Genomic DNA, 20,002 nt, shown 5'->3' with positions numbered 1-20,002 from the left:
GGCGGGGCTCATGTCCCGCGCGCGCCGGCCGACCAGGAACGGGTGCAGTTCCGTCTTCGTGTCCTGCGGCTCGTGCTCGCCGCCGGCGTGTCGACCGCCCTCGCCCTGCCGCCGGGGGCTGCCGCCGCGACCGCGGCCGGGGCCTGGCCACGTGCCCACGACGGCGACACCCGGGCGGACGTGCTGCGCGGGACCGCGCGGGCGGACTACCTGCGCGGGCACGAGGGGCCTGACCGCCTCTCCGGCGCCGGCGGCGCGGACCTGCTCACCGGTGACACGGGCGCCGACCGGGTCGCGGGCGGTGCGGGGGACGACACGATCACCGGGGCGGCCGGCGGCGACACCCTGAGCGGCGGCGACGGGGCGGACGTCGTCCTGGGCGGGTTCGGCGCGGACCGCATCGAGGGCGGCGCCGGCGACGACACGCTCGACGGCGCGAACGACACCGACGTGATCAGCGGCGGCCCCGGCGACGACGTCGTGCACGGCGGCTCGGGACCCGACCTCGTCAGCGGCGACGACGGGAACGACACGCTCTACGCCGACAGCGGCGGCGACGTGCTCGCCGGCGGCGCGGGGGACGACACGCTCCACGTCGACGCGTCGTCGGCCGCCAAGGTCAGCTGCGGCACGGGCGCCGACGTGCTGTACCTCGTGCAGCCCAGCGGCCTGGCCGAGGAGCTTGCGCCGCGCCGGTCGCTGCAACCCGCCGACTGCGAGCGCATCCTCGTCACGGATGCGGTGCACGACCCGAACCAGGGCGCCAAATACCTGGCGCCCGACGGCGGCGGCGTGCGCGCCGGAACGCCGAAGGACGACCTCCTGCTCGGCGGGCCCGGTCCGGACACCCTCCGCGGCGGCGCGGGGAACGACGTGCTCTGGGGCCTGCGCCAGGCGGGCGTCACGTCGCCGGCGCCGGACATCCTCGACGCCGGTCCCGGCGACGACACGATCTACGGCGGTCAGGGCCCGCAGTCGATCGACGCCGGCTCGGGGGACGACTTCGTCAACGGCGGCCTGGGGAAGAACACGATCCGGGCCGGCGCCGGGAACGACACGGTGCGCCTGCGCGGCGACGGGGCGGCCCGGGTCGACTCTGGACCGGGCAACGACACGGTCCATGTCAACGGTCCCGCCGCCGCGCGGGTGACCTGCGGGCCGGGCGTGGACACCGTCCACGTCGGCAGCAACGACCGGGTGGCCAAGGACTGCGAACGGGTGCGTCGCAACGGCGGCAGGCGTGCTGTGGCCAGGTCGCAGGATCCCGGCGGTGCGCAGTCCTATGCGGACCTCGTCCGCCAGACGCCGGGTCTGGCGAACTACTGGCGCATGGGGCCGAACCCGCCCAGCCGGGTGGAGAACGGCCGCGTGGTGTTCTCGCCCACCGTCCGCGACGAGGTCACGCGCGCCGACGATCGCGCGTTCGGCATCTGGGACGAGCCGGGCGCGACCGACGACGGCGACACCGCGATGACCGCGCCCGGCTACGGAGCCTACGTGTCCTCCGAGGATGTGCCGGCGCTCGGCAACGAGGCGTCGACGATCGAGCTGTGGCTCCGTACCCGGACGACGCCCGGGCGCCACAAGGACGAGGACAGCTGGGTCGTCACCAGCAACATCGGCTACCTGCCCGACCGCTCCGCCTACCAGCGTCAGTACCTGTCGCTGGACACCAGCGGCGAGCTCGCCGCCGGGTTCCAGGACTCCGGCGACGTCCGGGTGCAGGCTCCCCGTCCGCTCGCGCCCGACCGGTGGCATCACGTCGCCGTCACGCGCAGCCCGCAGTCGCTGCGCCTGTTCGTCGACGGCGAGCTGGCGGGCGAGGAGGCCGTTGCTCCGCTCCGCGACGGCGTCCGCTCCAGCTACTTCTCCCTCCAGGGCTTCAGGAACGACGTGGCCGCGCTCGACGAGGTCGCGGTCTACGGTCGCGCGCTCAGCGCGGACGAGGTGCGCTCGCACGCCCGCTTCGGGGACGGCGGCGCCACGCCCGTCACGCGGGCCGGTCCTGCCGTCCCCGCAGTGATCGGGGGCCGGTTCGTCACGACGCTCAGCACCGGCAGTGCCGGCTCGCGGTTCCGCTGCCTGCTCGACGGGACGACGGACGTCCCGTGCGCACCGGCGCTCACGATCGCCCTGCCGGCGGGACCGCACACGCTCCAGGTCCGGGCGACGGACCGCTTCGGCCGGCAGGAGGCCGCCCCGCGCACGTGGTCGTTCACGGTCGATCTCGCCGCCCCCGACACGCTGGCGGCCGCGGTCATCGGGCTCAGCGGCGACGTGGGCTCGATCCTGGCCGTGGGATCCGACGACGCGAGCGCGGGCTTCGAGTGCGCGACCGGAGCGGCGTCCGGCGGGCCGCCGCCGTCGGCGTGGGCGCCGTGCGCGAACGGCGATGCGCTGCCCGCGGGGACGACGCTGGTGCGCGCGGTCGATCGCGCCGGGAACGCCGACCCGACGCCGTCGCGCGTCGACCGGTCGATCGGACTCGACGCGTGGGCCGCGCCGCCCGCGCTCGGGGCAGCCCGGGTCGCGGTCGCGGTCGGGGACGCAGACGGCCGGGACCCTGCGACGACGTTCGCCTGTGCGCTGGACGGCGGGCCGGCCGTGCCGTGCCGGGCGGCGACGTGGCGGCCGCTGCTGCGGCCGGGCGCCCACACCGTCCGGGTCAGGCAGACGGAGGGTGGCGCCGAGGGGATCGCGTCCCCTCCGGCGCGGCTGACGGTCGGCCGGCCCGCCACCACGACCGTTGCGGCGGTCCAGTTCCCGCCCCTGCTGGAGTCCAGCTCGCGGCTCCGGGTCCGGGTCCCGCGGGTCCGGCTCGTCCTCGACACGCCGGCGCAGCTGCTGCTCACGGTGCGGCGCGCCGGCGGCGGCACGGTGGCGAGCTTCCGCGCGAGCGGTACCGCCGGGCCGAACGCCGTGAAGATCCCCGCGGCGGCGCTGCGCCGGCTGCGCCTCGGTCGCTACGTCCTCGTGGTCGCCGCGCACGGCTCCGCCGGCCCGGTGCAGGCGCAGCAGCTGTCGTTCGCGGTGATTCCGCGTCATCGCTGACCGGGCGCGGCCGGCTACTCGTGCGGCAGGTGCCGCCGGTAGTAGAGGTCGCGGCCGTCGTAGGCGGTGCTCTGGCTCACGAACCCGAGCGACTCGTAGAGGGCGACCGCGGCCGCGTTTGTCTCGTTCGCGTCGAGCTCCATCCGGCGGCAGCCCCGCTCGAGGGCGCGTGCCGTGGCGCGCTCCATCAGCGCCCGGCCCAGCCCGGCCCCGCGTGCGGCGTCGGCCACGTACACGTCCTCGACCAGGCAGTCGAAGCCCTCGCGCCAGATGCCGTACCGGAACCGCAGCTGGACGACGCCGGTGGCCGGGGCACCGGCGGCGACGGCGCCGAGCACGTAGTCGGTGGCGGTGTCGTCGATCAGGCGCTCGACGCCGGCGCGGAACGCGTCGTCGGACGGCCAGTCGTAGCCGAGGTGGTTGCGAAACCCGATCAGCAGCTCTGCGACCGTCCCGGCCTCGTGCCGCTCGGCGATCCAGGTGTGCGGTCCGTCGGCACTCATGGCGCCCAGCGTAGTGCGACTGCTACCCGCGGGCGCGCACGCCCGCGGTCATCGCTCCCGGAACCTTGAGCTCGGCCTCGGCGCTCGCGCCGATCGGGCGCGAGACGGCCGCGGGGGGACGCGGGGCCGGCTCGGGCGCGGCCTCGGCAGCACGCTCCGCCCGCCGTCGCGCCAGGACGCCGACCGTCGTGCGCGCGACGCTGATGGCAAGGGCAAACAGCGGAACACCGACGAACACCACTGCGACGACTGAGAAGAACACCCGCACCACCTTCGCCTTCCGTGACGATTCAGGCCAGAAGCTGTGCGGAAAGTCTACTGCGTGTCGATTTCCGTGCTACTCCGCTGCAGCAGGTTCCGCGGCCGGCGCCGTGATGGTGGCGATCGGGGCACCCGTGTTGATCGGCGCGCCCTCCTCGATATGAAGCTCGGAGATCGTGCCGGCCTTGTGCGCGGTGATCTCGTTCTCCATCTTCATCGCCTCGATGATGCAGATGAGCTGGCCCTCTTCGACCGTGTCGCCCTGCTTGACGAGGACCTTCCACATGTTCCCCTGCAGCGGCGCCTCGAGCAGGTCGGGCCCGCCGCCGGCGGCCTTCTTGCGCTCGCCGCGCTTCTTGGGGCCGCCCTTCCCGGCCGGAGCCGCGACGGCGCCGCCCTCGAAGCCCTCGCCGGTGACCTTCACGTCGAACCGCTTGCCGTTGACCTCCACGAAGTAGTCCTTCGTGATCAGGTCCTCCTCGTCGTCCTTCTCGTAGCGCTCGACGGGCGCGGGAGCCGTCGACTTCAGCCACTCCTTGTCTTCGACGAGGTCCTTGCAGATCGAGCCCTCGGCCCAGTCCTTGGTCGACAGCAGCGCCTTGTGGAACGGGATCAGGGTCTCGAGGCCCTCGATCTCGTACTCGTCCAGCGCGCGCAGCATGCGCTGCGTGGCCTGCTCGCGGTCCGCGTCCCAGACGATCAGCTTGGAGACCATCGGGTCGTACATCGGCGAGACCTCGCCGAAGGCCTGCACGCCGGAGTCGACGCGGACGCCGGGGCCGGTCGGCTCCTTGTAGTTGCCGATGGGGCCGGGGGCGGGCGCGAAGTTGCGCGGCGCGCTCTCGGCGTTGATGCGGCACTCGATCGAGTGGCCGCGGAGGACGACGTCCTCCTGCTTGTAGTCGAGCTCGAGGCCGGCGGCGGCCTTGATGCCCTGCTTGACGATGTCGATGCCCGTCGTCATCTCGGTCACGCAGTGCTCGACCTGGACGCGGGTGTTCATCTCCAGGAAGAAGTACTCCGTGCCCTGCAGCATGCCCTCGATCGTGCCGGCACCGACGTAGTCGACGGCCTTGGCGGCCTCGATGCCGATCTTGCCGATGCGCTCGCGCATCTCCTCGTCGACGACCCACGACGGGGCGGGCGACTCCTCGATGAGCTTCTGGTGGCGGCGCTGGATCGAGCAGTCGCGCTCGCCGAGATGGATGCAGTTGCCGTGCTTGTCGGCGAGGATCTGGACCTCGACGTGGCGCGGCTCGGGGAGGTAGCGCTCGAGGTAGACGGTGCCGTCGGAGAAGAACTTCTCGCCCTCGCGGCTGGCGCCCTCGAAGGCGTCCTTCAGCTTGTCCTCGGTCAGCGCGACGCGGAAGCCCTTGCCGCCGCCGCCGGCCGACGCCTTGACCGCGACGGGGAAGCCGATCTCGTCGTTCGCGATGCGGAGCGCATCCTCGTACGTGTCGACGGCCTCGGTCGTGCCGGGGACGATCGGGACGCCCGCCTTCTGCATCAGCTCGCGGGCCATCGTCTTCGAGCCCATCGCGTCGATCGCGCTGGCGGGCGGGCCGATGAACACGATCCCGGCCTCGTCGCAGGCGCGGGCGAAGGGCGCGTTCTCGGCCAGGAAGCCGTAGCCCGGATGGATCGCCTCGGCGCCGGACTCCTTGGCGACGTCGATGATCTTCTGGACGTTGAGGTAGTTGTCAGCAGCCGGCCCCTCCCCGATGAAGAACGCCTCGTCGGCCTTCGTCGGGTGCAGCGCGTGACGGTCGGTCTCTGAATAGACGGCGACCGACGCGATGCCCATCTCGCGGCATGCGCGCGCGACCCGGATGGCGATCTCACCACGGTTGGCGATCAGGATCTTGCTGAACATAGGGCCGGAAGGCTATATCGCCCGCGGGGGTGCGCGCGGTCTGCCTGCGGAACGAGCGTTACCCGGGGCTCAGCCCCCGGCGGCTGCCTGGGCGAGCGAGCCCGCGCCGGCCGCGGTGAGCGACCCCAGGAGCGATCCGACCAACAGCCCGATCAGCTGGTCCTGCTGCACGTCGGGGTGGTCCAGCCAGGCCAGGATCGCGCCGTCCATGAACGACAGCCAGCCGGCGACCGCGATACGGGCGATCGGCGTGGGGGTCTCCCCGGACGCCTCGGCCAGGCCGTCGATGATGCGGGTCGCGGTGCCGTCGCGGACCTGGCGCACGATGTCGTCGACCTCGGGCACGATCGCCGCGCTGCGCAGGAGCTTGACGAAGCCGTCGCGGTGCTCGCTGATCCAGCCGACGTACGCGTAGAGGCTGCGCAGCAGCGCCTGCGCCGGGGGCAGCGACGGGTCGGGGGTCACGCGCTGCACGAGCTCCTCTGCGCGCGTGGTGAGCGTCGCGACGAAGAACTCCTGCTTGCTGGGGAAGTAGTGGTAGAGCAGCGCCTTGGAGACGCCGGCCTCGCGGGCGATCTGGGCCATCGAGATCTCGTCGAACGAGTGCTCGATGAAGAGCTGCTCCCCGAGCTCGACGAGGCGCCGTCGCCGCTCGTCGTTCTCGAGGCGCTTGTAGGCGGGGGTGCTCATCGTGTCATCGAGCGTACCAACCGCCGGTCGACAAGGTGTTGACCGACGGTCAGTGGCCGTGCTACGGTCCGCTGACCGATGGTCGACAAGACGCCTACTCCAGGAGCCCGCCGCACATGACCGCCACCACGACCGATCGCATCGACGAGCTCGAGCGCCTGATGGGCGACACCCGCGAGCGGCTGATCCGCGTCGAGGCGCGCCCGGCGTCCGCGGCCCCCGTGAGCGGCGCGGCTGCCGCATGGCCCGCGCCCGCTGCGGGTCGCGCGGCGTCGCTGGCGACTCCGGAGCTCCCGGCCGGCCTTGCCCCGCGCCCGGCCCCCCGGCCCGACCCGCGCCGAGTGATAGCTGAGGCACACTCGTCCGCGCGTCAGCTATCACTCGACGGCTCGGTGGCGGCCGGACCGGCGCCAGCGCCAACCCCGGCCCCGGCCCCGGCTCGCGTCGCTGCCGCCAAGCCCGCGCTGACCGTCGAGCAGCTGCTCGGCGGCCGCGTCCTCGCCTGGGTCGGCGGCGCCGCGATCCTCGCCGGCCTCGCGTTCCTCTTCGCGCTCGGCGTCTCGAGCGGCTGGCTCGACGAGTCCCGCCGCTGCCTCATCGGCGCCCTCGCCTCCGGCGCCCTCATCGGCGTCGGCAGCTTCCTGCAGGAGCGCCGCGGGCGGACGACGGCCGCGCTCGCGGCGATCGGCACCGGCATCGCGGGCCTGTTCCTCGCGGTCGGCTTCGCCACCAGCATCTACGACCTGATCCCGGCCGTCCCCGGAGCCGTCCTGGCAGCCGGCGTCGGCGCGCTCGGCGTGTCGCTCGCCTTGCGCTGGAACGCCAGCGCGATCGCCGGCCTCGGTCTGATCGGGGCGGTGCTGTCGCCGTCGATCTCCGAGGCGATCGCCGAGCCGACCGGCCTCGTGCTGCTGTTCGTCGCGACGGCCTGCGCCGTCGCCGTCACGCTGCACCGCCGTTGGGGCTGGCTGGGCGTCGCGATCGCGGCGACCGCCACGCCGCAGTGGCTCGGCGCGCTCGCGCTGACCGACGACACCTACGGCCTGCCGGCCACGCTGTTGACGCTCATCGGCTTCGGCGCGCTCGGCGTCCTGTCGGCGGTCGGCCGCGAGCTGCGTGAGCCGCTCGCGACGCTGCGCACCTCGTCGCTGATGCTCCAGCTCGCGACGTCGGCCGTGCTGGCGATCGCCGGCTACGCGCTGATCGACGAGCTCGCGCCGACCGCCGCCGCCATCGCCTGGCTCGGTGCCCTGGCGGCCGCGCACCTCGCCGCGTGGGCCGGGCTGCGCCGGTCGGACCGACTCGGCAACGACCTCACCGTGCTCGTCCTGGTCGTCGGGGCCGTGCTCGCCGAGGTGACCTACACGCTGTCCCTCGACGGACCCGTCCGCGCGGCCGGCTGGATCGTCGCGGTCCTGGTGTTCGCCTGGCTCGCACGCCGGACGCTGGCGACACCCGACCGTCCCGCCGCGCTGACCGGCCTCGGCGTCCACGTCATGCTCGCCACGATCGGCGTGAGCGCCGAGCTCGACGTCGCGCTGTCCGACGGCGGCGAGCTCACGCTGGTCGCAGGCCTGCTGCTCGCCGCCGGCGCCGGCGCGGCGTTCGGCGCGGCGCGGCTGGTCGAGGAGCCGCGGCAGCTGCTGGACGTCCTCGGCTTCACCGCCCTGGTCCTGCTCGCGGTGCTGACGCTCGACGGCCTCACGCTGACCCTGGTCTGGGCGGTGTTCGCCGCCGGCCTGGCGACGCTGGCCCAGCGGACCGACGACCCCACCGCGGCCGGCGCGGCCGTCGTCCACCTTGCCGGTGCGCTCGGCTGGTGCCTGATCGACCAGGCCGCGCCGATCGGCCTCGGCGCCCCGCTGGACGAGCTCGGACGCGCGGCGGCCGGCCTGGCGGGCGTCGGCCTCGCCGGGGCGTGGGCCGCCCGCGAGCTGCGCCGCAGCCTGTCGTTCAACACCTGGGCGCTGCCGCTGGCGACCGGGGCGGGCCTGGTGGCGCTTTACCTCGCGTCGCTCACGGCGGTGGCGTTCCAGCCCGGGTCGGGCGACGACATGCAGGGACAGCTGCAGCTCACCGCACTGTGGGCGGCCACCGGCGTCGCCGCGCTGATCGTCGGCCTCAGCCGGGACGACGCGGCGCTGCGGACCGCAGCCCTCGGCCTGCTCGCCCTGTCCGCCGGGAAGCTGTTCCTCGTCGACCTGGCGACGCTCGCCGCCGCGTGGCGCGTCATCGCCTGCATCGCGGTCGGCCTGCTGCTCTTGGTCGCCGCCTACGCCCACGCCCGGCTGCGCCCGGAGGCGGCGCCGGACTTCCGCGAGGCGGAGACCACCTTCCGCTGACGTCCCGCAAGCGCGCCGTCCGCCGCGGGCGTCATCCGGACTCTGACCACCGCAGAGGTGGCGGACCCCGGGTTCACCTTTCGGGTGGCCGCCCGGTGGCGCGTCATCCGGACTCTGACCACCGCGGGGGTGGCGGAACCCGGGTTCAGCTTGCCGGGCGGCGGGTCCTCCGCGCGACCCGCGCTAGCGGATCATGCCCGCGCCGACCGTCTCGTTCGTGGACTCGTCGATCAGGATGAACGAGCCCGTCGTGCGGTTGCGCTCGTAGGGGTCGACCGCGAGCTCGCGGGAGACCTTCAGCTGCACGCGGCCGATGTCGTTGAGCGTCAGCTCGGCGGGGGCGGCCACCCGCTCGAGCGTCGTGATGTCGAGCACGTCGTCCAGCGTGTCCACGATCGCACGGACCGTCGACGTCGTGTGCTTCAGCGCCAGGCGCGCGCCGGGCCGCAGCGCGTCCTCGGACATCCAGGCGACGTCGGCGGTGATCCTCCGCGTGACGACCGGGGCCTGCTCGTCGTCCCCCGAGGGCACCTTGACGATCATGTCCCCGCGGGAGGCGTCGACGTTGTCGGTCAGCCGGACCGTCACGGACATCGGCGCGGCGGCGGCGTCGAGCTCGCCGTCGAGGGTCTCGACGGCGGCGATCGTCGACCGCACCCCGCTCGGGTGGACGACGACGGCGTCGCCGGGACGCAGGACGCCCCCGGCGATCGTGCCGGCGTAGCCGCGGTAGTCGGCGTCGTGGTCGCGGATGACCCACTGCACGGGGAAGCGCGCGTCCTGGCCGGCCACGTCGTCGGCCAGCGACATCGTCTCGAGGTGCTCGAGCAGCGGCGTCCCGGCGTACCAGGGCATCGTGGTCGACGCGTCGACCACGTTGTCGCCGAGCTTCGCGCTGATCGGGAAGAACTGCACGTCGGGGACCCGCAGCTGGCGGGCGAGGGCGAGGAAGTCCCGGACGATGCCGTCGAAGACGTCCTCGGCGTAGTCGACGAGGTCCATCTTGTTGACGGCGACCGCGAGGTGCGGGATGCCGAGCAGCGACGCGATGAACGTGTGGCGGCGCGTCTGCTCGACGACGCCGTGGCGCGCGTCGATCAGGATGATCGCGACGTCCGCCGTCGACGCACCGGTGACCATGTTGCGCGTGTACTGCACGTGCCCGGGCGTGTCGGCCAGGACGAACTTGCGGCGCGCGGTCTGGAAGTAGCGGTAGGCGACGTCGATGGTGATGCCCTGCTCGCGCTCGGCCCGCAGGCCGTCGGTCAGCAGCGACAGGTCCAGGCCGCCCTCGCCGGAGCGGCGCTCGGACGCCTCCTGCACCTGCTCCAGCTGGTCGGCGAGGATCGCCTTGGAGTCGTACAGCAGCCGCCCGATCAGGGTCGACTTGCCGTCGTCGACGGAGCCGGCCGTCGCGATGCGGAGGAGGGAGGTCTCGAGTGCGGTCACGGGAGTCATCACGCGGCCTAGAAGTACCCGGCGACCTTGCGGTCCTCCATGGCGGCCTCGGTCACGCGGTCGTCCGCCCGGGTCTCGCCGCGCTCGGTGATGCGCGTGGCGGCGATCTCCCCGACGACGGTCTCCAGGTCGGCCGCGGTCGACGCGACGGCGCCGGTGCACGACATGTCGCCCACGGTGCGGTAGCGGACCGAGGTCGTGAACGGCTCCTCGCCGTCGATCAGCTCCATGTGGTCGCTGGTGGCGTAGAGCATCCCGTCGCGCTTGAAGACCTCGCGCTCGTGGGCGAAGTAGATGTTCGGCACCTCGAGCTGCTCCTCGGCGATGTACTGCCACACGTCGAGCTCGGTCCAGTTCGAGAGCGGGAAGACGCGGACGGACTCGCCGCGCGCGACGCGGCCGTTGTACAGCGACCACAGCTCGGGACGCTGGCGCTTGGGGTCCCACGTGCCGAAGTCGTCGCGGAAGGAGAAGATGCGCTCCTTCGCGCGGGCGCGCTCCTCGTCGCGGCGGGCGCCGCCGAACGCGGCGTCGAAGCCGTTGGCCTCGATCGCGTCCAGGAGCGTCGTCGTCTGCAGGCGGTTGCGGGACGCACGCGGCCCGGTCTCCTCCTTCACGCGGCCGGCGTCGATCGACTCCTGCACGGAGGCGACGATCAGGCGCTCGCCGAGCTCGGCGACGCGGCGGTCGCGAAACTCGATGACCTCGGGGAAGTTGTGGCCGGTGTCGACGTGCATCAGCGGGAAGGGGAAGCGCCCGGGGCGGAACGCCTTCTCGGCCAGCCGCAGCAGGACGATCGAGTCCTTGCCGCCGCTGAAGAGCAGGACGGGCTTCTCGAGCTCGGCCGCGACCTCGCGCATGATGTGGATCGCCTCTGCCTCGAGCACGCGGAGGTGGCTCAGCTGCAGCGGGTTGGCGGCGGGATCTTCGATCAGGGTCATGTGGGTGCGACCTCCGGGCGGGTGGTGGCGGTGGTGGAGCGGGACGCGGACGCGAGCGGGCGCCGGCGATGGATGAAGAAGGCGGCGACCCCGACGAGGGCCGGGATGCCGGGGATGGCCCAGGTCGGGATGTCGAGCCCCGCCTTGCTGAGGATGCCCAGCGACGAGCCGATCAGGACGCAGCCGAGCGCCGGGCGCAGGCCGGCCGACGGGACCTTGGTGATGAGGTGCGTGCCGATCAGGACGCCGGGGAGCGAGCCGATCAGGATGTTGGCCATCAGCACGAAGTCGACGCTGCCGGTGAACCAGTGCGCGAGGCCGGCGGCCCACAGCAGGATGGCGGCGTGGAAGACGTCGGTGCCGACGACGCGGTGCGGCGTGAGACGGAAGACCAGGATCAGGACGAGGCCGATGAGCGCGCCCGAGCCGACGCTCGTCATGCCGACGAGCAGGCCGAGGACGAAGCCCATCCCCGACGCGCCGATCTTGACGGAGCGGGTGATGAGGACGCTGTGCTTCTCGCGTGCCACGAGCGTCGGCATGAACAGCGCGCGCGTGAGGATCGTGACGGCGACGATGGCGAGCGCGACGGCGATGCTGATCAGCAGGACGTCGTCGAAGCCCTTGCCATAGCTGTCGTGGAGTCGGTGCACGAGGAAGACGCCGACCAGCGAGCCGGGGACGGAGCCGACCGCGAGCCACTTGGAGACGCCCAGGTCGACGGTCCCCTTCTTGAGGTGCCGCCAGCCGCCGAGCGTCTTCGTGATCGCGCCGTAGGCGAGGTCGGTGCCGATCGCGACCACGGGCTGGACGCCGGCGAACAGGATCAGCAGCGGGGTCATCAGCGACCCGCCGCCGATCCCGGTCAGCCCGACGAGGATCCCGACCCCGAGGCCGAACGCGATGACGAGGGGGTCCAGCTCCATCGGGTCAGGCGGGTTCCACGTGCAGGCCGCACTCGGTCTTCTCGGTCCCGGCCCAGCGGCCCTCACGGCCGGAGCCCGGGAGGGTGCACGGCGCGCAGCCGATGGACGAGTAGCCCTGGTCGTGCAGCGGGTGGTACGGCAGGCCGCGGTGGGTGATCTGCGCCCACAGGTCCTTCTCGGTCCAGGCGGCCAGCGGGTTGTACTTCCACATGTCGCGGCCCTGGTCCCACTCGACGAGCTGGGAGTTCGCCCGCGTCGCGGCCTGCTCGCGGCGGATGCCGGTGATCCACGCCTGCGCCCCGTCGAGGGCACGCTCGAGCGCGGCGACCTTCTCGACGCCGCAGCAGTGCTCGGGCCCGCTCCACGGTGCGCCGCCCGACGAGGCGTCCTCGACGGCGATGTCGACGCCGTAGTGGTCCTCGAACGCCTTCCAGGTGGCCAGCGTCTCGGGGAACAGGACGCCCGTGTCGATCGTGACGACGCGGACGCGGTCCAGTGCCTCGAGGCGCACGAGCTCGTCGAGGATGACCGACTCCTCCTTCTGGAACGAGCACAGGAACACGAGCGGCTCATGCGTGACGGCCTTCGCGAGCGTCTGCTCGAGCTCCTCGGTGAGGGACACGGTGGTCATGGCTAGACCGCGCACTCGCCTTCGCCGCGGGCCACGACGAACGGGACGTCCTTCGTCCAGTCGATGAACTCGTTCATCGTGTCCAGGCCGAACTGGGCCGGGAGCGCGAGCGGCTTGGCGATGTCCTCGAAGGTCTTGGTCCCGACGCGCTCGGCGTAGTCGTTGAACGCCTCGCCCTCGTTGCGATCGGCCTCGTAGGCACGCAGCCACGCCTCGACCACGTCCGGGACGCGCTTGGCGGGCAGGCGCACCTTCAGGCGGGTGCCGTACTTGACCTCGCCGCCCTCGTAGACGCCGCCGATGTGCGCGACGTACGCCGGCAGCGTGTGCTCGCCGACCTTGATCGACGCGCCGTAGAAGCCGATGTTCGCGATGTGGTGCTGGGAGCACCCGTTCGGGCAGCCGGACATCTTGATGTGGATCTGCTTGGTGAGCGGATCGGTGATGTCCATCTCGGTCACGCGCGTCTTGACGGCCCGGTTCAGGCCCATCGACGAGGTGATCCCGAGCTTGCACGAGTCGGTGCCGGGGCACGAGACGACGTCCGTGATCGTGCGCGGTCCGACGTCCGCGAGGCCGAGGGCCTGCAGCGCACGCCACACGTCATAGACCGACTCGTCGCGGACCCAGCGCAGCACGAGGTTCTGCTGGATCGTGGTCCGGGCGAAGCCGCCGCTGTAGTCGCGCATGATCTGCGCGAGGCCGCGGAACTGCTCAGGCGTGAGGTCACCGCGCTCGACCTTGATCTCGACGGCGCTGAAGCCGTCCTGGATCTGGCGCTGGACGTTCTCGGCCTGGTAGGCCTCGAAGCCGGCCGCGTCGCCGTTCGGCGATGAGAAGCCGACGGACGGCGCCGGGGCCTGCGACTCCTCGTCGACCTCGAACAGCTTGTGGTCGATCGAGAAGTCGCGCTCGGCGACCCAGTCGCCCTCGAGCTGCTCCTTGACCATGTCGCGGACGGCGTCGATGCCGTCACGGTCGACCAGGACCTTGATGCGGGCACGGGCGCGGTTCACGCGCAGCCAGCTCTGGGCGTCGAAGATCCGGAAGACGGCCTCGGCGATCTTCAGGTACTCGCCGTCGTCGGCGCGCGCGAAGTCCCACAGCGTGGGCGCGATGCGCGGCATGATCGACGTGCCGCCGCCGACGCGGATCTCGAAGCCCTTCACGCCGTCCTGGATCTTCGAGATGAAGGCGATGTCGTGGATGCCCGTGATCGAGCGGTCCTCGGTCGGGACACCGTTGAACGCCGTCTTGATCTTGCGCGGCATCAGCTGCGTCGTGGGGTGACGCACGAAGTAGCGGACGTAGGCGCCGATGTACGGGGTCGGGTCGAAGACCTCGCCTTCGCAGATGCCGGCCCACGGGTCGGCGGTCACGTTGCGGACGGTGTTGCCGCAGCCCTCGCGGCTGGACAGCTTTGCGGCGGAGATCGTCCGGATCAGCTTGGCCATCCGGGCGAGCGGGACGTGGTGGATCTGGATGCACTGCCGCGTCGTGATGTGCCCCTTGTTCAGCGGGGCGTGCTCCTCGACGACGTCGGCGAACGCCTCCATCTGCTCCGGGGTGACGCCGCCGAACGGCAGCTTCACGCGGACCATGTTCACGTCGGGCTGACGCTGGCCGTACACGCCCTGCTTCAGGCGGAAGCCGATGAACTCGTTCTCGGGGTAGTCACCCGCGAGGAACCGCGTGGACTCGGTGTCGAAGTCGTCGAACTCGCGCTCGATGATCGGGATGACGTGGCCCGGGACGTTCTCGTAGATCTCGGGGTCGCTCAGGGAGCCGCGGCCAGAAGCACTCATGTCCCGGAGAATAGCGCGAAACCTGACTCGGAATACAGGTTTTACCGCACCGGAATGGTAGGGAAGGGGGTGGCGGACGGGGGCCGGGCGTGGCTTACGCCTTTCCGGGGTAGTCCGCAGGCATGCTTGCTCTCGCGCAACTCGTCCGCACCGTCGTCGGGGTCATCGTGGCGTTGATCGTGGTCGCGATCCTGCTGCGCGTGTTCGAGGCCAACCGGACGAACTCGGTCGTGGAGTTCGTGCACGACTTCGCACATCTGTTCGTCGGGCCGTTCGACAGCATCTTCTCGATCGACAACCGCAAGACCCAGATGGCGGTCAACTGGGGTCTCGCCGCGGTGCTCTGGAGCATCGTCGGCGGGTTCGTCGCGAGCGCGCTCGCCCGGGCCGGCCTGGCCGCGGGCGGCACGCCGCGCGACGGCCGGGTCTGACCGCGGCGAAGAGGGGTGTGACAGCGCCAGCTGTCGTTTCTCGACATCTGACGCTGCCACGTCCGCGGTTACGGAGTGGTCGGGGGCGCCGGGGGCGGACCGCCGGGGCCGGGGCCGCCCTTCCCGCTGGCCGGCGGGGTCGGCTTGAACGTGTCGTCGTGCGCGTGGACGACCGTGCCGTCGGACGAGACCGACACGTGGATGTCGTCCCCCGCCTTCAGGTCGGAGAGCTTGGCCGTCTTGCCGTTGCGCTCGATCGTGGCGTCGCTCGCCACCGTGACGGTGACGTCCTTGTAGGGCACGGCGGTGGTGCCCTCGGTGATGGTCACGTCGTTGCCGGAGACCGACTTGACCGTGCCGTGATCCTCGGTGGCGGTGATGTACGCGGTGCCGGCCTTGTTGAGCACGGTTGCCTCGCTGTGGACGACGCGACCGGGCCCGCCGAGGGGACCGTGCTTGCCGCGCGGGCCGCCGGCGCGTGCCTTGGCGGCCGCGGCGGCCTTGGCGGTCGTGGTGGTCTTCGCGGCGGTCGTGCTCGAGGGCTTCGTGGCCGCGGAGCTGCCCGCGATCCCGGCACCCGCCCCGCCGAGGGCGCAGACGGCGCCGATCGCGGTGACGCGCATTGCTGTTCTGGACTTCATGGGACGTGCTCTCCTTCGTCGGTGACTGACAAGGAGAAGATGTCCCGCGGGCCTGAGCGCGCTGTGCGGCGCGCCTGGGAGCTGCCTGAGAGCGGACGCGCTACCAGGGGTGGGCGTCGCCCCACTCCGTCGGTCCGTCCGGCTCGCGACCGGTCTGCTCGAGGAGCGCCGCGCGCAGCCACGGGTCCTGCCGGGGCGCCTCGGCCACGAGCGGCGGGGCGGTGTCCCGGAGGAACTGCTCGACGGCGGCGATGACGGCCGCGGCCTCCGCCTCGGTGGCGGCGCTGCTGACGACCATCTTGAGCTGGGGGCGACGGTTGGGCATGCGTGAGGCATCATGCCACGCCGTGACCGATCTCCTCGTCCTGGACCGCGACGCCGTCTTCGCGGCCGTGAGCCCCGCCGCCGCGATCGAGGCGGTGCACGAGGCGTTCCTCGCCCACCACCGCGGCGAGTGGGTCATGCCGAGCAAGGTCTACCTGCAGGCGCAGCCGAACGGCGACTTCCGCGCGATGCCCGCCCGCGGTGGCGACCTCGCGATGCTCAAGTGGATCTCCTCGTTCCCGTCGAACGCCGGCCGGGGCCTGCCGTCGGTGCAGGGCGTCGTCATCGTGAACGACGTCGAGACCAGCACGCCGCTGATGCTGCTCGACGCGAGCGCCGTGACGGCGCTGCGGACGGGGGCCGTCGCCGCGATTGCCGCGCGCGCCCTGGCACCGGCGGACGCGCGGACGGTCGGCGTCATCGGGTGCGGGGTCAACGGCGCGTGGGCAGCCCGCTGCCTGGCGACCGCCGGCTACGGGGACGGCGTGTGCTGCGACCCGCGCGCGGACGTCGCCGGGGCGCTCGCGGAGGAGCTCGGCTGGCGGACCGGGTCCCGCATCGACGCGCTGCAGTGCGACATCGTCTGCTGCGTGACCCCGGGGGCGGAGGTCGTCGTCGACATGGGCAACCTGCGGCCCGGACTGCACCTGAACATGCTCGGGGCCGACGGACCGGGCAAGGCCGAGGCGAGCCTCGCCGTCCCCGCCTCGTGCGCGGTCTTCTGCGACCAGTGGGAGCAGGCGTCGCACGGCGGCGAGCTCACGCGCGCGGTCGAGGCCGGGCTGATCACGCGGGAGGACGTCACGGACCTCGGGGCGGTGCTGGCCGGGGAGGCGCCCGGGCGGCCCGGCCCCGCCGCGGTGACGCTGTTCGACTCGACGGGCCTGGCGATCCAGGACCTCGCGATCGCCGCCGCCGCGCTGGGGATCGCGCGTGCGGGCGGCGCGCAGGTGCAGACGGTCCGCCTGTAGGACTCGGCCGGGCACGGACCTCCCGCCGCGTAACGGTACGCTGGCCCGCGATGCTGCCGGACGCGCTCGAGAGACTTGAGACGGTCATCGCCGAGGACGCGCTCGTCCTCGACGTCGGTGGCTGGGCGAGTCCGCTGAACCGGGCCGACTACGTCCTGGACGCGCAGCCGTACGACACGCGCGGGCCGGACGGCAGCCACGGCGACGGGCGCGAGCGCTTCACCGCGCGCACGTGGGTCGTCCGTGACGCCTGTGACCGCACGCCGTGGCCGTTCCGCGACAAGCAGTTCGACATGGCCGTGTGCGTCATGACGCTGGCCGACCTGCGCGACCCGATCTGGGTGTGCCAGGAGCTGACGCGCGTGGCGAAGGCCGGGTACGTCGAGGTTCCGACCGTGGTCGCCGAGCTGCTGCAGCACGAGGACGACGACGCCGGCGGGCAGCACCTCGGCCTCGCCCACCGTCGCTGGTTCGTGCAGATGGAGGGCGGGGAGCTCGTCTTCGTCCACAAGTCGCACTCGATCCACCACGACTGGGGCCTGCGGGTGTCGGCCCGCTGGCAGGAGCGCATGACGGTGGCCGACGAGCGCCAAGGGCTCTTCTGGGAGGAGCAGCTGCCCGCCCGCGAGCGGCTGCTGTTGACGCCGGACGACCACGCCGCGCTGCACGGCGACCTGGCCCGGCACCTGCATCAGCGCTTCGAGCCGACGGCCGCCGAGATCGTCGTCCGCCAGGCGCGGGACGTGGCGCGCCAGAGCTTCTACCTCGTCGGGCAGCCGGTCCGTGCCGCCGCCTCGCGCGTGGTGGACCGGATCGTCGGGCGCTGACGGGCGGCAGGGTCAGGCGGCCGTGAGGCCGTGGCGCCGGCGCGGGCCGGCCGCGCCGAGAGCCTGGAGGACCCGCTGCGAGAGGTCACGAGCCGTGCTCTGCACCATGAGCGTGTCCTGCCCGTGCTGCAGGCGGAGCTTGGAGCCGCCGCGCAGCCGCGAGCCGGACGCGATGCCGAACGCCGCCCGGGGGACCCGCAGCAGCTCGCCGACCGCACGCGGCCGCGTGCCGAGGGCGGCGGTCGGGAGCTTGAGGATCACGACGTCCGCATCGGTCACCGCGAGCAGGAACTGCTCGGGCAGGGTCTCGAGCGCCGGCTCCGCGTGGTGGTCGACCGCACGCTGATGAAGGTCGTCGAGGCCGTCCGGCAGCGCCCTGCCCGCCCGGACGCAGCCCGTCGCCGCCAGGACCGTCTCGCCCGCGAGGAAGTCCTGTGCGGCCTGGTCGTACGTCGATGGCTGGAGGTCGGGAGTCATGTCGTGTCCGGTCGGGGCGCGCCTGCTGCCCTGTCAACCGGCGTTACCCACGACGTATTACGGCCACCCCGGAAGATTCCTTGAGCACCGGCTGCGCGTTCGCCCGCGAACCGCAGAAAGAACCGGCCCCGGTCGAGCCGGCCACCACGGGCGCAAGGCCACGCTGCCGACCAGCGATCACCACGTCCCTCTCGTCCCGCGCGGAGCAGCGTTCCCGCTCCGCGCCCGTCCCGCCTACAGCGGGATGTTGCCGTGCTTGCGCTTCGGGCCCGGCTCGCGCTTGGTGAGCAGCATCTCGAGCGCGCCGATCAGCTTCGGGCGCGTCTCGTGCGGCAGGATCACGTCGTCGATGTAGCCGCGCTCGGCCGCGACGTACGGGTTCGCGAACCGCGCCTTGTAGTCCTCCATCAGCTTGGCGCGGCGCTCGTCGGGCGTCGGCGAGGAGGCGATGTCGCGGCGGTAGATGATGTTGACCGCGCCCTCGGCGCCCATGACCGCGACCTCGGCCTGGGGCCACGCGAAGTTGAAGTCCATGCCCAGGTGCTTGGAGCCCATGACGTCGTAGGCGCCGCCGTACGCCTTGCGCGTGATGACGGTGATCTTCGGGACGGTCGCCTCGGTGATCGCGTAGAGCAGCTTCGCGCCGTGGCGGATGATGCCGCCCCACTCCTGCGAGGTGCCGGGCAGGAAGCCGGGCACGTCGGTGAACATGATGATCGGGATGTTGAACGCGTCGCAGGTGCGGACGAAGCGCGCGGCCTTCGCGGACGCGTCGATGTCCAGCACGCCCGCCATGTGCGCCGGCTGGTTGCCGACGACGCCGACGGCGTGGCCGTCCAGGCGGCTGAAGCCGCAGACGATGTTCTTGGCCCAGTGCTCGTGGATCTCGAAGAACTCGCCGTCGTCGACCGTGAGGCGGATGACGTTCCGCATGTCGTACGGCTTGTTCGGATTGTCCGGGACCGCGTCGTCCAGCTCCGGGTCCATGCGGTCACGGTCGTCGGAGGCCGCGACGTGCGGCGTCGTCTGCAGGTTGTTCTGCGGCAGGAACGACATCAGGTACCGGGTGTCCTCGATGACCTGGTCCTCGTCATCGGCGGCGAGGTGCGCGACGCCGGACTTCGAGTTGTGGGACATCGCGCCGCCGAGGGTCTCGAAGTCGACCTCCTCGCCCGTGACCGTCTTGATGACGTCGGGGCCGGTGATGAACATGTGCGAGGTCTCCTTCACCATGAAGATGAAGTCGGTGATCGCGGGGGAGTAGACGGCGCCACCGGCGCACGGGCCCATGATCAGCGAGATCTGCGGGATCACGCCGGAGCAGTTGACGTTGCGCGTGAAGACGTCGCCGTAGGCGCCGAGGGAGACGACGCCCTCCTGGATGCGGGCTCCGCCGGAGTCGTTGATGCCGATGACCGGGCAGCCGATCCGCGCGGCGAGGTCCATGACCTTGCACATCTTCTCGGACATGACCTCGCCGAGTGAGCCGCCGAAGACGGTGAAGTCCTGGCTGAAGACGCAGACCTTGCGGCCGTCGATCTCGCCGTAGCCGGTGACGACGGCGTCGCCCCAGGCCCGCGACTTCTGCATGTCGAAGTCGTGCGTGCGGTGGCGGACGAAGGTGTCGAGCTCGTTGAACGTGCCGGGGTCCAGCAGCTTCTCGATGCGCTCGCGGGCGGTGTACTTGCCCTTGGCGTGCTGCTTCTCCTCCGCCTCCGGGCTCGAGTGCGCGGCCTGCTGGCGCAGGTCGGCGAGCTGGGAGACCTTCTCGTCGAAGGTCGCGGGCGGCTTCTGGCGCGTGGTCATAGCGGGGCGGAATGCTATTCACCGGCGGCCGTCCATGGCGTCCG

Annotated in this window: 18 protein-coding genes; 5 read left to right on the top strand and 13 right to left on the bottom strand. The window is 72.2% G+C overall.

Annotation, left to right across the window (positions count from 1 at the left end; genetic code table 11):
• The first annotated feature begins 42 nt into the window (after positions 1-42).
• Positions 43-3,051, top strand: a complete 3,009-nt coding sequence (locus tag DSM112329_RS25090; protein ID WP_354699304.1) for a LamG-like jellyroll fold domain-containing protein — start codon at positions 43-45, stop codon at positions 3,049-3,051.
• Between the two features lie 14 nt (positions 3,052-3,065).
• Here the strand turns inward: DSM112329_RS25090 and DSM112329_RS25085 are convergent, their stop codons facing one another.
• The 4 genes from DSM112329_RS25085 to DSM112329_RS25070 all read right to left on the bottom strand — a co-directional run bounded on the left by DSM112329_RS25085 (position 3,066) and on the right by DSM112329_RS25070 (position 6,378).
• On the bottom strand, positions 3,066-3,554 hold the full coding sequence (locus tag DSM112329_RS25085) for a GNAT family N-acetyltransferase (protein ID WP_354699303.1): 489 nt from the start codon (positions 3,552-3,554) through the stop codon (positions 3,066-3,068).
• Between the two features lie 22 nt (positions 3,555-3,576).
• Positions 3,577-3,816: a hypothetical protein gene (locus DSM112329_RS25080; RefSeq protein ID WP_354699302.1), complete on the bottom strand. Its 240-nt coding sequence runs from the start codon at positions 3,814-3,816 to the stop codon at positions 3,577-3,579.
• 75 nt (positions 3,817-3,891) lie between these two features.
• Positions 3,892-5,688 (bottom strand): acetyl-CoA carboxylase biotin carboxylase subunit, encoded by a 1,797-nt coding sequence (locus tag DSM112329_RS25075; RefSeq protein ID WP_354699301.1) that lies wholly within the window; start codon positions 5,686-5,688, stop codon positions 3,892-3,894.
• Positions 5,689-5,757: 69 nt separating this feature from the next.
• The gene (locus tag DSM112329_RS25070) at positions 5,758-6,378 is read right to left on the bottom strand and encodes a TetR/AcrR family transcriptional regulator (RefSeq protein ID WP_354699300.1); all 621 of its coding nucleotides are present in this window, start codon (positions 6,376-6,378) and stop codon (positions 5,758-5,760) included.
• 116 nt (positions 6,379-6,494) lie between these two features.
• Here DSM112329_RS25070 and DSM112329_RS25065 point away from each other — a divergent pair, with 116 nt between their 5' ends.
• Positions 6,495-8,720 carry a DUF2339 domain-containing protein gene (locus DSM112329_RS25065; protein WP_354699299.1) on the top strand — a complete coding sequence of 742 codons (2,226 nt, stop codon included), beginning with the start codon at positions 6,495-6,497 and terminating at the stop codon, positions 8,718-8,720.
• Positions 8,721-8,903: 183 nt separating this feature from the next.
• Here the strand turns inward: DSM112329_RS25065 and DSM112329_RS25060 are convergent, their stop codons facing one another.
• The 5 genes from DSM112329_RS25060 to DSM112329_RS25040 are packed head-to-tail and all read right to left on the bottom strand — an operon-like array spanning position 8,904 to position 14,481.
• Entirely contained in the window at positions 8,904-10,178 is a 1,275-nt protein-coding gene (locus DSM112329_RS25060; protein ID WP_354702527.1) for a GTP-binding protein, read from the bottom strand.
• A gap of 8 nt (positions 10,179-10,186) precedes the next feature.
• The gene (gene cysD / locus DSM112329_RS25055) at positions 10,187-11,119 is read right to left on the bottom strand and encodes a sulfate adenylyltransferase subunit CysD (protein ID WP_354699298.1); all 933 of its coding nucleotides are present in this window, start codon (positions 11,117-11,119) and stop codon (positions 10,187-10,189) included.
• On the bottom strand, positions 11,116-12,045 hold the full coding sequence (locus DSM112329_RS25050; RefSeq protein ID WP_354699297.1) for a sulfite exporter TauE/SafE family protein: 930 nt from the start codon (positions 12,043-12,045) through the stop codon (positions 11,116-11,118). Before DSM112329_RS25050 ends, cysD begins: the two co-directional genes overlap by 4 nt.
• A gap of 4 nt (positions 12,046-12,049) precedes the next feature.
• Complete coding sequence (locus DSM112329_RS25045; protein WP_354699296.1) at positions 12,050-12,676, bottom strand: phosphoadenylyl-sulfate reductase; 627 nt, start codon at positions 12,674-12,676, stop codon at positions 12,050-12,052.
• A gap of 2 nt (positions 12,677-12,678) precedes the next feature.
• Positions 12,679-14,481, bottom strand: coding sequence for a nitrite/sulfite reductase (locus tag DSM112329_RS25040; protein ID WP_354699295.1), 1,803 nt, complete (start codon positions 14,479-14,481; stop codon positions 12,679-12,681).
• A gap of 122 nt (positions 14,482-14,603) precedes the next feature.
• Between DSM112329_RS25040 and DSM112329_RS25035 the strand changes: the two genes are divergently transcribed.
• Positions 14,604-14,912 carry a hypothetical protein gene (locus tag DSM112329_RS25035; protein WP_354699294.1) on the top strand — a complete coding sequence of 103 codons (309 nt, stop codon included), beginning with the start codon at positions 14,604-14,606 and terminating at the stop codon, positions 14,910-14,912.
• 68 nt (positions 14,913-14,980) lie between these two features.
• On the opposite strand, the gene DSM112329_RS25030 is transcribed toward DSM112329_RS25035, so the two are convergent.
• Positions 14,981-15,553: a hypothetical protein gene (locus DSM112329_RS25030; protein ID WP_354699293.1), complete on the bottom strand. Its 573-nt coding sequence runs from the start codon at positions 15,551-15,553 to the stop codon at positions 14,981-14,983.
• A 100-nt stretch (positions 15,554-15,653) separates the two neighbouring features.
• Positions 15,654-15,878, bottom strand: coding sequence for a hypothetical protein (locus DSM112329_RS25025; protein ID WP_354699292.1), 225 nt, complete (start codon positions 15,876-15,878; stop codon positions 15,654-15,656).
• Between the two features lie 22 nt (positions 15,879-15,900).
• Between DSM112329_RS25025 and DSM112329_RS25020 the strand changes: the two genes are divergently transcribed.
• Positions 15,901-16,848 carry an ornithine cyclodeaminase family protein gene (locus tag DSM112329_RS25020; protein WP_354699291.1) on the top strand — a complete coding sequence of 316 codons (948 nt, stop codon included), beginning with the start codon at positions 15,901-15,903 and terminating at the stop codon, positions 16,846-16,848.
• Between the two features lie 50 nt (positions 16,849-16,898).
• Positions 16,899-17,675: a methyltransferase domain-containing protein gene (locus tag DSM112329_RS25015; RefSeq protein WP_354699290.1), complete on the top strand. Its 777-nt coding sequence runs from the start codon at positions 16,899-16,901 to the stop codon at positions 17,673-17,675.
• 12 nt (positions 17,676-17,687) lie between these two features.
• On the opposite strand, the gene DSM112329_RS25010 is transcribed toward DSM112329_RS25015, so the two are convergent.
• On the bottom strand, positions 17,688-18,152 hold the full coding sequence (locus tag DSM112329_RS25010) for a hypothetical protein (protein ID WP_354699289.1): 465 nt from the start codon (positions 18,150-18,152) through the stop codon (positions 17,688-17,690).
• A gap of 234 nt (positions 18,153-18,386) precedes the next feature.
• Entirely contained in the window at positions 18,387-19,958 is a 1,572-nt protein-coding gene (locus tag DSM112329_RS25005) for an acyl-CoA carboxylase subunit beta (RefSeq protein ID WP_354699288.1), read from the bottom strand.
• Positions 19,959-20,002: the final 44 nt, after the last annotated feature.

This window comes from Paraconexibacter sp. AEG42_29, assembly GCF_040581415.1.
Classification (GTDB): Bacteria; Actinomycetota; Thermoleophilia; order Solirubrobacterales; family Solirubrobacteraceae; genus Paraconexibacter.
This window is presented reverse-complemented; position numbering and strand designations above follow the sequence as displayed.

Bases quoted from the DNA above. Each gene is read 5' to 3' on its own strand.
- DSM112329_RS25070 (WP_354699300.1), bottom strand. From the start codon at position 6,378: ATGAGCACCCCCGCCTACAAGCGCCTCGAGAACGACGAGCGGCGACGG.
- DSM112329_RS25035 (WP_354699294.1), top strand. From the start codon at position 14,604: ATGCTTGCTCTCGCGCAACTCGTCCGCACCGTCGTCGGGGTCATCGTG.
- DSM112329_RS25065 (WP_354699299.1), top strand. From the start codon at position 6,495: ATGACCGCCACCACGACCGATCGCATCGACGAGCTCGAGCGCCTGATG.
- DSM112329_RS25030 (WP_354699293.1), bottom strand. From the start codon at position 15,553: ATGAAGTCCAGAACAGCAATGCGCGTCACCGCGATCGGCGCCGTCTGC.
- cysD (WP_354699298.1), bottom strand. From the start codon at position 11,119: ATGACCCTGATCGAAGATCCCGCCGCCAACCCGCTGCAGCTGAGCCAC.
- DSM112329_RS25025 (WP_354699292.1), bottom strand. From the start codon at position 15,878: ATGCCCAACCGTCGCCCCCAGCTCAAGATGGTCGTCAGCAGCGCCGCC.
- DSM112329_RS25050 (WP_354699297.1), bottom strand. From the start codon at position 12,045: ATGGAGCTGGACCCCCTCGTCATCGCGTTCGGCCTCGGGGTCGGGATC.
- DSM112329_RS25005 (WP_354699288.1), bottom strand. From the start codon at position 19,958: ATGACCACGCGCCAGAAGCCGCCCGCGACCTTCGACGAGAAGGTCTCC.
- DSM112329_RS25040 (WP_354699295.1), bottom strand. From the start codon at position 14,481: ATGAGTGCTTCTGGCCGCGGCTCCCTGAGCGACCCCGAGATCTACGAG.
- DSM112329_RS25075 (WP_354699301.1), bottom strand. From the start codon at position 5,688: ATGTTCAGCAAGATCCTGATCGCCAACCGTGGTGAGATCGCCATCCGG.
- DSM112329_RS25015 (WP_354699290.1), top strand. From the start codon at position 16,899: ATGCTGCCGGACGCGCTCGAGAGACTTGAGACGGTCATCGCCGAGGAC.
- DSM112329_RS25010 (WP_354699289.1), bottom strand. From the start codon at position 18,152: ATGACTCCCGACCTCCAGCCATCGACGTACGACCAGGCCGCACAGGAC.
- DSM112329_RS25045 (WP_354699296.1), bottom strand. From the start codon at position 12,676: ATGACCACCGTGTCCCTCACCGAGGAGCTCGAGCAGACGCTCGCGAAG.
- DSM112329_RS25085 (WP_354699303.1), bottom strand. From the start codon at position 3,554: ATGAGTGCCGACGGACCGCACACCTGGATCGCCGAGCGGCACGAGGCC.
- DSM112329_RS25060 (WP_354702527.1), bottom strand. From the start codon at position 10,178: ATGACTCCCGTGACCGCACTCGAGACCTCCCTCCTCCGCATCGCGACG.